This is a genomic window from Nocardia acidivorans NBRC 108247 (assembly GCF_001625085.1).
GTDB classification, from domain to species: Bacteria; Actinomycetota; Actinomycetes; order Mycobacteriales; family Mycobacteriaceae; genus Nocardia; species Nocardia acidivorans.
In genome coordinates this window covers 53,265-68,975 of sequence record NZ_BDAW01000041.1, presented here as the reverse complement: position 1 = coordinate 68,975, position 15,711 = coordinate 53,265, and the positions used below count along the sequence as shown (strand labels likewise).

Genomic DNA, 15,711 nt, shown 5'->3' with positions numbered 1-15,711 from the left:
ACCGATCAGCGCGCGGCGACCGGCTCCGGATTCGGGATCTCGGCGAGCTCGAGCAGAATGCGGGACACCTGGTCCAGCCGGTCCGGGGTGGGCTCCCCGGCCAGCAGCGCGGTGCAGATACCGCGCACGGTGCGGCCCTCCAGCACGGCGGTGACGCCGAACCGGTCCAGGGCGAGCAGGCCGCGCAGTTTGGCGGTGAGGGTGGTGGCGAGAATCGAGTTGCCGCCGACCTCGAAGAAATCCGTTGCCACACCGAGCTTCTCGATACCGAGCACGGTGGCGGCGATGTACTCCACCGCGGCTTCGAGGGCGGTCGCCGGGGCGACGTAGGTGTCCGGGGCGGCATCGTCACCGGCGGCAACCATACGGCGGATGGCGGCGCGATCCAGTTTGCCGTTGCCGGTCAACGGGATCGCGGCGACGAGTTCGAGGATCTCGGGAACCATGTGCGCGGGCAGCAGGTCTCGCACGCCGGTGAGTATCACCTCGGCGGAGATCGCGTCCTCGGCTGCGGCGACCGCGGCCAGGCGACCCGAATCAGTCACCAGCGCAACGGCTTCGCGAATGCCCGGCTGTGCGGCCAGCGCGGATTCGACCTCGCCGAGTTCCACGCGGAAACCGCGGATCTTCACCTGATGGTCGGCGCGGCCCAGGAAGTCCAGGGTGCCGTCGGGCAGGTAGCGGGCCATATCACCGGTGCGGTACCAGCGGATGCCGTCCACGGTGACGAAGCGGTCGGCGGTGCGCTCGGGATCGCCGCGGTAGCCGTCGGCGACGCTGACGCCGCCGATCCACAGCTCACCCGGCACCCAGTCCGGGCAGTCCTCGCCGCGCGAATTCACCACGCGGCAGCGCACATTCGCCATCGGCGTGCCGTAGGGGACATTCGCCCACTCGGCCGGATAGTTGTCGGTGATCTCGCAGACGGTGGAGTGGATGGCGGTTTCGGTGGTGCCGCCCAGGCCCGCGAAGCGCACGCCGGGGACGAGTTCGCGGAAGCGATGGCCCTGTGCGGATTTCACCCGGTCACCGCCGGTGATGACCACGCGAACGGTGCGCAGCTGCTCGGCGGTGGCGGTGTCCAGCAGCATGGTGATCAGGCCGGGGGCACAGTTCACCACCGTCACACCGGTTTCCGCGATCAGCCGGGACCAGGCCACCGCATCGCGTTCGATACCCGCCTCGACCGCGACCACCGCGCCGCCCAGGGAGAGCGGGGCGAAGATATCGAAGACCGACAGGTCGAACTCCAGCGCCGACAGCCCGATGGTGTGATCGTCCGCGCCCAGATCGAAGTGGGTGATGATGGCGTCGATGGTGTGCGCCGCCGCACGATGACTCACCTCCACGCCCTTGGGCTCACCGGTCGAACCGGAGGTGAACAGCACATAGGCCACCGAATCGGCGGGCGCGATATGCGGTGCCGCCAGCCGCTCCCCCGCGACGGCCTCGGCCAGCGGCAGCGCGGTGACCCGTACGGGCAGCTCCACCGGAGCGTCCACCAGCACCACCCGCGCACCGCCGCGCTCCAGAATGCGATCGCGGCGCGCCCGCGGCTGTTCGGTGCTGATCGGCAGGTAGGTCGCGCCCGCCGCGAGCACACCCAGGACCGCCGGAATCTGCCTATGCCCCTTGGGAATCATGACCGCGACGGTGTCGCCCGGGCGTACTCCCGCGTCGACCAGCGCGCGGCCGACAGCCAGCGCCTGCCCGGCCAGTTCGCCATATGTGCTGCCGGACCCGAACGCGGGAGACCACCCCTCGTCATCCCGGCATGCTTGCGGCCGGGATTCACACGGGCTGTCCTGCGACGGGTCGCTATGGATCCCGGCCGACAGCGCACCGGGATGACGGGGCTGGGACGTGACACCGTCCTCGGTGCGTTCGCCATCGCTCCACAAGCGCAGGGCGGGCCGATCGGGATGGCGGCCGGCCAGGGCGAAGAAGGCTTCGTGCAGGGTGCGGGGGCCGCCGAGTTCGAGGTCGGTGGCATTGACGGCCGCGCGGACGGCGCGCTGGGACGGCGGCAGGTCGATGGTGAGATCGGCGTGCCAATCCGCGCCTTCGGCCACCAATTCGTCCAGGAGAGACCGAAATTCGGTGAACATGGCCTCGGCGACGCCTTCGGGAAGGGCGTCGCGGCGCAGGTCCCAGTTCACCAGGAGGCCGCCGTTGAGCTCGACGACCTGGGCGTCCAGGTCCACCTGCGGACCCTGGGAGATGATCCACACCGGAGAGCCGAACACGCTCAGTACGCGTTCGGAGAAGAGTTCGCCCAGGTCCAGACCCGAGGTGAAGACCACCGACGGGGTGACCGGCGCACCGTGCAGGCGGCCCAGATCGCGCAGTACATCCAGGCCCTCGTAGACCGAATGCGCGGCGCAGGTGTGCAATTCGCGTTGCAGGCGCTTGGCGCGCTCCACCATGGATTCGCGGCGGGTGGCGTCCACGTCGACCAGCACCGAATTGGTGAAGTCGCCGACCACGCGGTCGATATCGTCGTGCAGCGGTTCCCGGTTGAACAGCGGGACGTTCAGCAGGAAGCGCTGCCGAGCGGACCAGCGGGCAATGGTCTCGGAGAAGACCGTGGCGAGGGTGACCGCGGGGGTGACACCGTGGCTGTGCGCAATCTGGTTCAGGCGCTGACGCGCGGCCGGATCGAACCAATGATGCAGGCGCACACTACGACTCGGGTCGCGGCGCTCGGTCTCGGGCAGCACCGGCAGCGCCGGGATACCGGGCAGGTCGCCCAGGCGGGCCGCCCACCAGTCGCGATCGGCCGAATTGTCCGGGGCCGCCTGCTCTTTCGCGGCCAGGTAGGCGCGGAAGGTGTAGGCCGGGGAATCGGTGAGGTCGGCATCGGTCGCGTAGAGCGTGGCCAGATCCTCCAGAATGCGGCGGTAGCTCTGCGCGTCGGCAGCGAGCATATCCACATCCACGTGCAGGCGATGACCGCCGCCCGATAGCAGCGACAGCGCGATGTCGATGACCTGTCCGGCCGCCACATCCATGCGCTGATGGCTCTTGGCCTGGCGCAGGCGTTCCAGCTCGGCGGCCTCGGAATCGGCGTTCAGGGTGAGCGTTTCGAAGACCGGGCGCTGCGGTTCGGGCAGGGTCTGCTGGGTGCCGCTGTCGGTGAAGCGGGCGCGCAGCTGCTCATGCCGGTGCACCAGGCGGGTGACCGCGCGGCGCAGGCGTTCGGGATCCAGGCCGTTCCCGTCGAATTCGACGTACAGGTGCGCGGCGACGCCGCCGAGGGCCTGATCCTGGCGACGGCCCATCCAGTAGGCGTGCTGCATGGTGGCGAGGCCGAATTCGTCACCGGGGGTCCCGGATTCGGTGCGGCCACGGTCGGTGCTCGCGGGAGTTCCGCTGTCCGAGGCGTTTCCGGCTGCCGGTTCCGCGGCGGCCTCGATACGGCCCGCGAGCAGCAGGGCGGTCCAGGCGGTCAGGGTGGGCTCCAGGGCGAGGGCGGAGCTGCGGACCTCATAGCCCTGCTTGCGCCAGGCGGCGGAGAGCTGCATGAGCTTCATGGAGTGCATGCCGAGGCTGACGAGATCGTCGCCGTCACCGATCGATTCGGGGGCGACGTCCAGCGCCGCCGCCACGAGTGCGCGAATCCCAGCCTTGTCGAGCATCGAACTCCTCATCCTGCGAACGGGCCGCCTCCTGTCGAGGCACCAAAGGTAGGCTTGCCTAACTTAACCAGGATGTTAGCCCATGCTTACTCGCACGGTGAAGGGGTGTGGTTTGGCTAACCTAAATATATGAGCAAAGCGCTCTGACAAGGGAATACGCCGAATGGGGTCCACGGAAATTACTCCGTGAACCCCGATCGACTACTCCCGACGGTTCGTTCAGACCCCCGCGAATTCGCTCAGCACCGCCGCCCAGCGCTCAGCGCGCGCATCCACCGCCAGACCGTCCAGCACGGCCGTATTCACATCGAATTGCGCCACCAGTGAGGGGCGGCCGTCCCGCGGCACCACCGCGGTGGTGATATCCACGCTGAAGCGCAGCGGCAGATCCGGGTGCGCGGCCACACCGAACTCACCGGTGAACTCGGCCAGCGGCGTGGGCGACCAAGGGCCGGTGCCGAATTGGAGCACATCGAAACGGCCCAGGTGATTGATGCGCAATTGACCGCGCGCGGCGAAGGTGCGCTCGGACAGATCCGGTGCGCCCCCGCCGGACGGCTCGGCATCGGCAGTCCACGTCGCCGCCGAGCCCGGCACCAGGACCGTCTCCTCGACGGTGAACCAGCCGACCCGCCGGGAATCGTCGTCATCCGGGCGTCCGTGTGATTCGCGGGTGATGGCGACGCGGCCACCGGCATCGGCGATATCGGGGAAGGTGCGGGCGCAGGCCAGAATCAGTGCGTCCTCCAGCGGGACGGACGCCCGCGCGCAGACGGCCAGCAGCTGTTCGGTGCAGTCCGGGCCCAGCTCCACCACGCGCCGGGTGAGCTTGCCCGCGCGATCCCGGGCCGGATCGGTGAGTTCGCCGGCCAGGGGTGTGCCGAGGATGTCCGATCCCGAAGTGGTTGTCGCCGTGTCTGTTTCACCGTAGTGCTGTTCGTTCAGCGGCGCGTGACCCTGTTCGAGACGGCGGAGGTCGTCGACCAGGATCAGCCAGGACACCACATCCACCGCCAGGTGATGGATGGACAGCAGGAGCCGCGGCTGTGGGCCGGACAGGAGGGTGGCGGCCAGCATCAGGCCCGCCTCCGGATCCAAACGGGCCACGGTATCGGTCAGATATGTCGCGGGCGAGCCGGTTCCGTCCGCCTGGTGCAGCCACATCGGATGCGGGGGCAGTTCCTCCACCCGTAGGGCGGGCGCACCGTCCGGGTCCGTGATCAGACGTGAGCGCAGCGTCGGGTGGGCGGTGGCCAGGGCGGAGATGCGTTCCGCGACAGCCGATGTCGTCGCGCCCACGGGGAGGGAAAGCACCTGGGACTGCGCCAGGTGGCGGTAATCGCCATTGCCGATGATCTCGCGGGCGAGCGCGGTGAGCGGGAGCAGCGTACCGGCGGCGGTGACGTCCGCCTCGGCCCACTTCTCCCCCGCCGCGGCGAGTTCGTCCAGGCGAGCGGCGAGCTCACGAAGGTCACCGGCGGCCAGCACATCTCGGGCCGCGACGGGGAAACCCGTTCCGCGCAAACGGGATACGAGATCGATCACTCCGATGCTGTCGATACCCAGATCGACCAGACTGTCGGTGATCGCCGGACCGGTACCCGATGCGCCCAGGGCCGAGATGACAGCCAGCAGGGTGCGCTCGGTGTCGGTCGCGGGCTCGCTGCCGCCGGAGCCGAGCACCGGGGCGGTGAGCAGGGCGGTGGCGGCCTGCACATCCAGTTTGTCGTTGCGGTTCAACGGAATCTCGGACACCGCGACGATGCGGGTGGGCACCAGGAAGCGCGGCAGGCGCTGCGCCAGGGCCAGGCGCAAGCGCGGCACCGGTACGGCGCTCACGACCAGCGCGCCCAGACGGGTGCGGCCACCGTCGGTGTAGGCGAGCACCGCGGCGTGTTCGACACCGTCGAGTTCGCGCAGCACCACGGCGGCCTCATCGGGTTCCACGCGATAGCCGTTGATCTTGACCTGGCTGTCGATACGACCCTCGTAGACGACCGTGCCGTCGGTGGCGCGGCGCACCAGATCGCCGGTGCGATAACGCCTTCCGGCCGGACCTGCTACGAAGGCCGCGGCGGTGGTGGCGGGGCGGTTCAGGTAACCCAGGGCCAACTGCGGGCCCGACAGGTACAGCTCACCCAACCCGCCCGGGGGCACCGGACGCAGGCGGTGATCGAGAATCTCCGCGGTCATCCGGTCGAAGGTGCGGCCGATGGTCGGCGAATCATGGTCGTGCACATCGGCCATGAGGGCTTCGACGGTCGCCTCGGTCGGGCCGTAGAAGTTGATGACGCGGGTATCGGGCAGCGCGCCCAAGCGCTTCCAGGTATCCGGATCGATGGCCTCACCGCCCAGCGCGAGCACCGCGAGCGGGCAGTGCTCCACACCATCGCGCTCGGTGAAGAGGCCGAAGGCTATGAGGCGCGGCAACATCGACGGTGAGGTGTCGAAGATGTCGATCCCGTGCCGGGTGATGGCCCCGGCGATCTGCTCGGCATCCGTGCGCACCTGCTCCCCCAGCATCACCACGGTATGCCCGCTCAACAGGGCCACGGTCGGCTGCCAGGCGGCATCGAACCCGGTCGACCAACCGTGCCCGATCCGCAAGCGCCGTCCGAGCCGCGCGACCGCAGGGGCGAAGATGCGCCGCTCATGATTGGCCCAGTGACTCAGCAGCGCACCGTGCGGCACCACCACACCCTTCGGACGACCCGTGGTGCCCGAGGTGAAGATGACATAGAACGGCGTCACCGCGGCCGGGGCCGGAATTCTGCCTGGAACAGCCGAATTCACCACGGACAGTGTGTCTTCCGAGCCGACGCTCCGAGCCCGCGCGGCGCGGGACTCGATGATCGTGGAGGGCGGCCGCGCGCCCGGCACGCCGTGGAGCCCGCCGATCAGCCGCAGTTCACCGGTGCCGCTGGGGATTCCGTGCGCGAATTCCACACCCTGTGCGCGGACCTGCACCAGCACCTCCGACAGATCCTCGGCACCGAGCACCAGGCGGGCACCGGAGGTCTCCAGGAGATACGCGAGACGATCGGCCGGGGTGCCGGGATCGACGTGCACGCAAACGCCACCGGCATGCGCGATGGCGAAGGGTGCGTGCAGCACTCGGCGATCACGCGGGAGCACAACGGCCACCGCATCACCGGGGCGCACTCCACTCGCCCGCAGTCGTGCGGCGAGAGTCTCCACCGCCGCACCGAATTCGGCGAAGGACTGCTCGCCCTCGGCATCGATCACCGCGACGCCGCCACCCGCGCGGGCCGCCGCGTCCAGCAGGACATCCGACACCGGGGCGCTGTCCGCGTCGGCGGTCGCGAGGACAGGAGGGTACGCGTCCTCGGCAAAGACATGGCCTGTCATTCCGGCGTGCTTTTGGCCGGAATCCACTGCGTTCGGCGGGAGTTCACCGGGTGTGGATCCCGGCCAAATACCTGCCGGGATGACGGGGATGGCGGTCGACTCGGCGATGGTCGCGGTGGGGTGGTCTGCGGTCAGGGTGGTGGGTTCGTCGTGGAGGAGGACCGAGACCGATGCGGCGGTGGGCGCTTCGAGCAGGCGCTGGACCACGGCGAGCATGCGGCTGGCGAGGCGGTCGGGGTGGAAGCGGGAGGCCAGGTCGGGGCGGATTTCCACACGGGTGATGAGTTCGCCGTGTTCGAGGACGGGGACCACGGCGATCGGGTAGTGGCTGGGGGAATCGACGCGGCGCGGGAGGAGGCGGGCACCGTGACCCATGGGCATATCGGCGGTGACCGCGCCGAGGGGGGTGTTCTCGAAGACCAGGAGGGTGTCGAAGAGTTGGTGCCCGCCGGTGTGGCGGGTGATCTCCGCTATGCCTACGTATTCGTGGGAGCGGAGTTGGGCCACCTCGCGTTGCAGGGCGGTGCCGATATCGGCGGGGGCGCGGTCGTCCAGGCGGACCCGGACGGGAATGGTGGTGACGAGCGCGCCCACCAGGCGTTCGGCATTGGGGAGGGAGGCGTCACGGCCGGAGGTGGTTTGGCCGAAGACCACGTCGTCGCGGCCGGTGAGGCCGGAAAGGACTCGGGCCCAGGCCATTTGGAGCACCGTATTGAGGGTCAGGCCCCGGCTGCGGGCCCACGCGGTGACGCGCTCGGTGGCCTCGCGGTCGAGGCGGGCCTCACCCAGCACCGGGATATCGGCGGGGGCGGGGGCGGCGAGCATGGACATGGGGGCCAGACCGTCCAGCGCCCGCTTCCACGCGTCGAGGGAGGCGGCGGTATCGCGGCTCGCCAACCAGGCGGCGTGTTCGCGCAGCGCCGGGGCGGGCGGCAGACTTGCACCCGAACCGCTGTGCAGGGCAATGAGATCCGTGAACAGCAGGGGAATCGACCAGCCGTCGATAATGATGTGGTGGGCGGTGCAGACCAGCTCGTACGCGCCCTCGGCCACACGGGCGGCGGTGACACGGAACAGCGGACCGCGATCAAGATCCAGGCGGCGGCGGCCCTCATCCCAATACAGTTGCCGCGCGGCGGCTTCCGGATCCGCGGCGGTGCGCAGATCCAGTTCGCGCCAGCCGATCGCGCCGCCGGTGGTGGTGACCAGCACCGGATGCGGCAGGCCGTCGGTCACGACCGCGCCGCCCAGGTGCGGGTAGCGCTCCAGCAGGCCGTCGAAAGCCGTTCGCAGCGTGGACAGTTCGGTCAAACCTTCGATACGGACCGCGAAGGTGACCAGATACGGGTCGACCGCGCCGGAGGCGACGCTGACCGAATACAGGCCGCGCTGTAGCGGAGACAGTGCGACGACATCGAGAATCTCCACGCTCACCGGGCAGCGAGCTTTCCAGCCAGGGCGTTCAACGCGCCCGCGTCCAGTCCGGAGGCGGCCATGGGGGCGACCGCGGCGGCGGGCTCGGCTGTCGCCGAACCACTTTCGGAGGTGAGGTGCGCGGCCATCTCATGGACGGCGGGAAACTCGAACACCTTCTGTACATCCAGGATGTGCCCCTGTTCGGCGAGTACGGTGACGAAGCGCAGCGCGGCCACGCTGTCACCGCCGAGTGCGAAGAAGTTGTCCTCCCGGCCGACCTCGTCCTGCTCGTCCAAGTCCAGGATCTCGCGCAGGGCGGCGGCAATAGCTCGCTCCGCATCGGTCCGCGGCGGGCCGCCGAGACCGGAGATGGCGAACGGGTCCAGGTCCAGGGAATCGTCGCCCGAGACGAACCAGCCGCACGGCATCACCTCGACGGCGTCCGGCACGGAATCCGGTGCGGTCGACCAGGATTCAAGGGTCTGTACCAGGTGACGCGCGAAGGCGTCCACCGCGTGCCGGCGGGACAGCTCCTCGGCCAGATCGACGGTCACGGTCCAACCGCGCTCGGTCACCACCGCGTCGACGATCAGGTCCACGCCGTGCGGGCGGGCGAGCGCCCGGGCGATCTCACGCACCGTGCCACCCTCCACGGCGAACTCCAGCACACCGGCGCGCACCCCGGCGAGCACCTGGAACAGGCCACCCCGGGCCGCGCCGCCCGGCCCGCGCAGCTGATGGGTGAGCCGCTCGATCCGGGTGCCGGTATGCGCACGAGCCTGGGCCAGCAGTGCGGCGGCCGCGGCGACCGACTCCCCCGGCGCACTACCGCGTGGCGTATCCACCCACAGCACGAGATAATTCGCGAAATTGCCGAGGACCGTCCCGGCGGCTTCGGTCCGCGCCGCGTCGGCGATCCCGATCGGCACATCCTCCCCCGCGCCGAGTTCCCGCAGCGCTCCGGCCACCAGCGCGGTCAGCACGGCGGCAGGGTCGACAGTGGGTGCGGCGACCGACCCGACACCCTTCGCCCCACCGGTTGCCATTGATTCCGCAGCCACGTCCGCGGCAGCCGGTGGCGCGGCAGCTACGGGGGTGGACGCCGATCCGGCGCGCACGGCGCTGTATCGCGAGATCGCCGCCGTCAGTGCGGCAATGGCGTCGGCGGGCAGTTCGACGACGGCGCGGGCGCTGCGCGGGGTGGCCGGGCGGGGACCGGTCAGGAACAGTTGGTCGGGCAGGCCCGCCAAGCGCTCGGTCCAGTAGGTCAGCGAATCATCCGCTGCCGCCAAGGCTTTCACCTGGGCGGCGGTGAAGTCGCGGTATTGCGCGGCAGCGGCGATCGGGCCGTTCGAGCAGAGCTGGGTCGCCAGCAGATCCACCGTGCGGTCGTCGGCCGCGATCGGATGCGCGGCGAGCGAGAGCACCGCGCGGTCAGCCAGGCGATACACCCGAATCCGGATCGGGTGCTCGCATACCAGATCGAAGGTGTGACCGGCATCGGTCATGAGCGCGGGAGCCAGTGCGGCTTCGCTGATTTCGGCACTCGCGGCCGCGGTCGCCGGTGCGGCCTCGACCCGCTGGTAAGGGACTCGCCGGTCATCCGGATAGACCGCACGCAGGACCTCGTGCGCGGCGAGCACTTCGGCCGCGCGCGCCACCACACCGTCGGCCAGTGCGACCGGAATCTCCAGCGCCAGAAACACATTGGCGGGCGCGGTGCGCGCCAACCGTTCCGGCAGCAACGCCGCCTGCTGCGCCGGGGAGAGCGGGAGTCCGCGATCGGATCGTGCTGGCGCGGTGTGGGTTTCGAGAGTCATGAGGTGAGGTCCTTCCTGCTACCGGCTGCTAGCTACCGGCGATATTCGCGAACGCCGGGTCCAGCTTTTCCAGCACGTACGGCACCGACAGCGCGGTCGGCTGATTGATGGCATTGATGGCGACCACATCCACGAACGAGATACCGCCGTGCCGGACCGCCGGGAGATCGTTGTAGCCGGGCAGCTCCTTGAACTTCGCCTCCAGACTGGGCATCGCGCCGCAGACCAGCAGGTCGGAGGTCAAGTCGCTCAGGCGTTCCGGGGACAGGGCCAGGCGACCGCCGGACGGGGCCTCCTTGACGATGTTCGCGGGAATGGTCATACCCAGGCGGGTGAAGACCTCGGCGGAGCCGTCCTTGGGATCGGCCAGCACCATCAACTGCGCGGGACCGGTCAGCATGCAGGTCAGGAAGGTCTTGCCCTTCAAGCCCGGATGTCTCACGCCCACCGCGTCGATCTTCCCGTCGACATCGGCGATGACCTTGGCCGCCTCGGACTCCTTGCGCAGCACCCTGCCCAGCGCGGTCACCTGGTCCTGCCAGGAGTCGATCTGCGTGCTGGACAGCGAATCGATGGTGGGGGCCAGCTTGGACAGCTTGTCGTACATGGTGCGATCGGCCATGAAGGCCGGGGCCAGAATCAGATCCGGTTCCAAGGCCGCGATCTGCTCCACATAGTCGCCGGTGGCCTCGATGCGCTTGGCGGAGTCCGGAATCGCGGGCTCCCACGGCACCTTGGTGGTCGCGGTCAGACCGGGCACCAGATAGCCGACCGGCGTCACGCCCAGCGCCAGCGCGGCATCGAACCACTGCGGGCCGAGCGTCACCACGCGCTTGGGGGTGCGGTCGATGGTGGTCTCGCCCATGACGTGCTTGATCGTCACCGTGCCGGAGCCGTCGCCGTCACCGTCGCTCGAACCGCAGGCGGCGGTACCGACCACCAAACCCAGTGCCAGCAGGCCCAATCCGGCTCTGCGCCACAGTCCTCGGGTATTCACTCGTGTTGCTCCTCGTCTCGGGCGGTCGCTTCCAGCACCGCGGCCAAACCGTGGACCGCGGGGGTGTCGAAGACCGCGCGCACATCGATCTCGAATCCGAATTCGGCGCGAATCCGCGCGACCAGGTGATTGGCCAGCAGCGAATGGCCGCCGAGTTCGAAGAAGGAGTCGTCCGCGCCGATGCGGTCACGTCCGAACAGCTCGCCGTACAGGGCGGCGAGGCGAATCTCGGCCGCTGTCACCGGTTCCCGGTAGGGACGGGCGGTCAGGCATACCGGTTCGGGCAGGGCGCGGCGGTCCAGCTTGCCGTGCTCGGTCAACGGGATGGCGTCGATGATCGCGTAGGCGGCGGGGACCATGTATTCGGGAAGTCCGGCCGCCGCATGCGCGCGGATCGTATCCAGTTCCGGCACGGTGGATTCGGGCACCAGGTAGGCGGCCAGCAGCGGGCCGCTCACCGCATCGCCCACCACGGTGACCACGCAATCGCGGATCAGCGGATGCGTACTGAGCGCGGCCTGCACCTCACCCGGTTCGATACGGTACCCGCGCACTTTGACCTGCTCATCGGCGCGGCCGACGAATTCGACCGCGCCCGTGAGATCGCGGCGGGCCAGATCCCCGGTGCGGTACAGGCGCGCACCCGGGGTGAACGGATCGGCGACGAAGCGCTCGGCCGTGGCCGGGGCGCGATCCAGGTAGCCGCGCGCCAATTGTGTTCCACCCAGATAGATTTCACCGATCACGCCCGGCGGAACCGGTCGCAGGCGCTCATCGAGCAGGTACAGGTCCACATTGCGATTCGGGTGGCCGATCGGCACGATGCGATTGCCCTGCGGGCCCGCCACCGGCATATGCGTCGCGCTGACCACGGCCTCGGTCGGGCCATAGTGATTGCGCAGCTCGGCGTCGAGCACACCGGTGAAGCGGTCGGCGATCTCACCGGGCAGCGCCTCACCGCCCACGGGCACCAAACGCACGGTGCGCCACTCACTCACCTGCGGCAGCGACAGGAAGGTGCGCAGCAGGGAGGGCACCATATGCAGCACCGTCACGCCGTAGCGGGTCACCAGATCCGCGATGTACGCCAGATCGGTGAAGCCGCGCGGGCGCGGAATGATCAGGCGCGCACCGAGGGTCAGGGTCACGAAGACGTCCAGCAGGGAGGCGTCGAAGCTCACCGAGGACGCCTGCAACAGCCGATCCTCGGCGGTCATCCCGCACTGCGCCCGGAAACCGAGCAGATGATCGGCGATCGCGGCGTGCTCGACCGGAACACCCTTGGGGCGACCGGTCGAACCGGAGGTGTAGATGACATAGGCCAGATTGCCCGGCCGGAGCGGGCGCAACCGATCCGCATCGGACGGATCATGTTCCGGCGCAGTGGAAGCCAGTGCCTCCGCGGTCTCCAACTCGACTCGCCCCAGTACCAGGCGCGGACGGGCGTCAGCGATCAGATAGTCGATGCGGTCGTCCGGATAGGCCGGATCGATCGGCAGATACGCCGCCCCGGACTTGAGCACCGCCAGCACCGCGATCACGAACTCCACCGAGTTCGACAGCCGCAGCGCCACGACGTCCTCGCTGCCGAGGCCCTGCCCGATCAGCCGGTGCGCCAACCGATTAGCGCGCCGATTCAGCCCGTCGTAGGTCAACTCGACCTCGGGGAGCGTCACGTCGCCGACCCGCTGCGCGGGAGACACGAGGGCCGTCGCCCGCGGCGCGGTCAGCACCCGCTCCTCGAACAACGCCACCACCGTGGTCGCCGGGGTGGGCACCCGCTGACCACGCGAAAGTTCCAGCAGGCGAGCGTGCTCGGCCGCACCCAGCAGATCCAGCTCGCCGATACGCCGCTCCGGCATGGCCGTGCCAGCGGTCAGCAATCGCAGGTAGTGGGTGAGCAGCTGCTCGACCAGTTCGGATGCGAAGCGCCCGGCGTGATACACGGCCTCCACGTACGCCCCCGCACTGTCACGAACGACGGTGAACCGCAGCGGTACTCGCGGTGCGGGACTACCGAGCTCCACACGCGCCGCCGTCACCCCGTCGAACACCGGACCCACCGGCGCGATGCGCACCCCGAAACCGAGCCGAACCATCTGATCCAGCCCATCGCGATCCCCGGTCCGCTCCGGATTGACCGCGGCCACCACCCGGTCGATGCCCACCGTCCGATGCGCATGCGCCCGATCCCGGGAATCCCGCACAGCGGCAACCAATTCAGCGAAGGTCAGCCGATCATCGAGCGCAGCCCGCAGCAGCACGGTATTACCCAGGTAGCCGATCGGCGCACCCTGCCGATCCGGCAGCGACTCCCCCTCGCGCATCGAAACCGGCACGGACACAAGAAACTCGGCAGCCCCGGTGTACCGCCCCATCAGCACCTCGAAGGCCGCCAACAACACCGACTCGGCGACAGCGCATCCACCCACAGGCGGCGGCGACAGCCCCTCGTCGGGTGGTTCGATGAGACCCGATCGGAGCGCGAAATCCGCCACAGCCGACAACAATTCGGCAGGCAACTCACGCACCACGCGCCGCGCCGGGGCGTGCCCGGGGACGACAGTGGCGTGGCCGGGGAGTTCGAGCGGCTCCGGCAGCGGCGACAATTCCGCGCGCCAGAATTCGACGCCCGCGTCATCCCTGTCGACCGGGGGCAGTCCTCGATCATCGGAACGTGGCGGCGACTGCGCACCGGTAGCGGGCGAATCGGCAGCGTCGATGATCGGGGCATCCGCGGGCGTACCGCGCGACGCGGCGGCTCTCGCGTTCCCAGCGCCCGAAGGCGGCGCGATGGCGGCGGAGTTCGATGGGCGGGCAACCAGATCGGCGTATCGGAGTGCGGGGCCGGTGGGGAGGTGGCCGTTGTAGGCGGCGGAGAGGTCGCGGGAGAAGATCTCCCAGGACTCGTCATCCCAGCAGAGCGCATGGGCCACCAGGATCAGTGCACATTCATCCACACCCGTGTGGATCAAGGCGAATCGAATCGGCGGTGCGGCCGTGGGGTCGAACGGCGCACCGAGAATGCGGCGGATCAGCACCTCGGCCCGGCGGGTTCGGCTCGCCGCCGAAAGATCCGCGAGATCGTGCTCTTGCCAAGCACATTCGACCTGGGCGAGCACCGACTGGAACGGCTCACCGTCCGCACCGACGCCATAGACGGTGCGCAGAATGTCGTGCCGTGCGACCACCTCGCCCACCGCCGCGCGCAAGAGCGCGGCGTCCAGGTCGCCGGTCAGCCGATAGGCGATGCCGACATTCAGGTCGACATTCGACGGATCGCGCTGCTGGAGGAACCAGGCGCGCCGCTGTCCGGGAGACAGGGGTCGGCGAGCGCCTGAAACGAGATCGCTCACGCGAACCCGATTGACTGAATTCACCTCGGCCGCAGCGCCGTCGACGGCATCGCGATCGGCCGCGATCCTCTCGGCGGCAGCGCCATCGGCCGCGATCCCCTCGGCGGCAGCGCCATCGGCCGCGATCCCCTCGGGTGCGGTGGGCATGACACCGACTCTCATTCGGGTGAGTCGGTGAGGTAGCCGCCGCGTACGAAGAATTCGGCGCCGTCGTGTTCGATGCCGTCGGCGGTGCGGACGCGGGTGATCACCAGGGCGTGGTTGTTGCCGCGCACCGGGTTCGGGCCGCAGACGACCGCGCCACCGCCCTCCTGGACGATGACCCGGCCCGCGGTGCCGCCGTAGCGGGCCTCGGAGATGGTGGCGGACAGGATTTCAATGCGCTCACCGCGGTAGTGCGAGAAGGCGCGGGGGTAGGGCTCGGAGAGGGCGCGCACGAAACGCTCCAGATCCACCGCGTCCCAAGAGAAGTCGATGCGGCTGTCCCGATCGGAACGCTTGTGGAAGTAGGTGCGGTCGGCCTTGTTCTGCGGCTTCCACTGCGCGGTGCCGTCGGTCAGCGCCGCGAGCGCCTCGTGCACGGCACCGGGAATCAATTCCATTCCGGCCAGCACGAGTTCGGTGCCGGTGGCTCCGGCGGGGATGGGCAGCTTGTGCTGAACCAGGATGTCGCCGGTGTCGAGCTGCTCGTCCATCCGGTGCACGGTGAGGCCGAATTCCTCACTGCCGCTGATCAATGCCCACAGCACCGGGGAGAAGCCGGTGAACTTGGGCAGCAGCGAATCGTGCAGGTTGAGCGTGCCGAACGGCGGCAGCTTGTACAGCTCCGGCGGCATCCAGGTGTACCAGCTGTTCACCACGATCACATCGGGTTCGGCGCGCTTGACCAGATCGATGGTCTCGGCGTCGGCGCGCTCGGTGAGGTGCACGGGAATACCGTGTTCGCGGGCCAGTTCCTCGACCGAATCGTTCCAGATCGCCTTATAGGACGACTCGCTGGCCGGATGGGTGACCGCGAGCACCACCTCGTGCTCGGAATCGATCAGGGCCGCAAGGGTTTTGCGCCCCCACGTCTGGAAGCCGAACGACACGATACGCATGGAACCGAACCTCAT

6 protein-coding genes are annotated in these 15,711 nt (G+C 69.2%); all 6 read right to left on the bottom strand.

All coding sequences use genetic code 11. The features are described from left to right. Positions 1-5 precede the first annotated feature (5 nt). Positions 6-3,638, bottom strand: a complete 3,633-nt coding sequence (locus NA10_RS22530) for a non-ribosomal peptide synthetase (RefSeq protein ID WP_067571156.1) — start codon at positions 3,636-3,638, stop codon at positions 6-8. Positions 3,639-3,857: 219 nt separating this feature from the next. Next, a complete protein-coding gene (locus NA10_RS22525; RefSeq protein WP_067571154.1) occupies positions 3,858-8,441 on the bottom strand; it encodes a non-ribosomal peptide synthetase in 4,584 nt (1,527 codons plus the stop codon). Beyond that, positions 8,438-10,243: a condensation domain-containing protein gene (locus NA10_RS22520; RefSeq protein ID WP_067571152.1), complete on the bottom strand. Its 1,806-nt coding sequence runs from the start codon at positions 10,241-10,243 to the stop codon at positions 8,438-8,440. Before NA10_RS22520 ends, NA10_RS22525 begins: the two co-directional genes overlap by 4 nt. A gap of 28 nt (positions 10,244-10,271) precedes the next feature. Beyond that, entirely contained in the window at positions 10,272-11,240 is a 969-nt protein-coding gene (locus tag NA10_RS22515) for an ABC transporter substrate-binding protein (protein WP_084515134.1), read from the bottom strand. Then, complete coding sequence (locus NA10_RS22510) at positions 11,237-14,743, bottom strand: non-ribosomal peptide synthetase (RefSeq protein ID WP_067571150.1); 3,507 nt, start codon at positions 14,741-14,743, stop codon at positions 11,237-11,239. The genes NA10_RS22515 and NA10_RS22510 overlap by 4 nt, the downstream gene beginning before the upstream one ends. Before the next feature lie 11 nt (positions 14,744-14,754). Then, the gene (locus tag NA10_RS22505; RefSeq protein WP_067571148.1) at positions 14,755-15,696 is read right to left on the bottom strand and encodes a methionyl-tRNA formyltransferase; all 942 of its coding nucleotides are present in this window, start codon (positions 15,694-15,696) and stop codon (positions 14,755-14,757) included. Positions 15,697-15,711 lie beyond the last annotated feature (15 nt).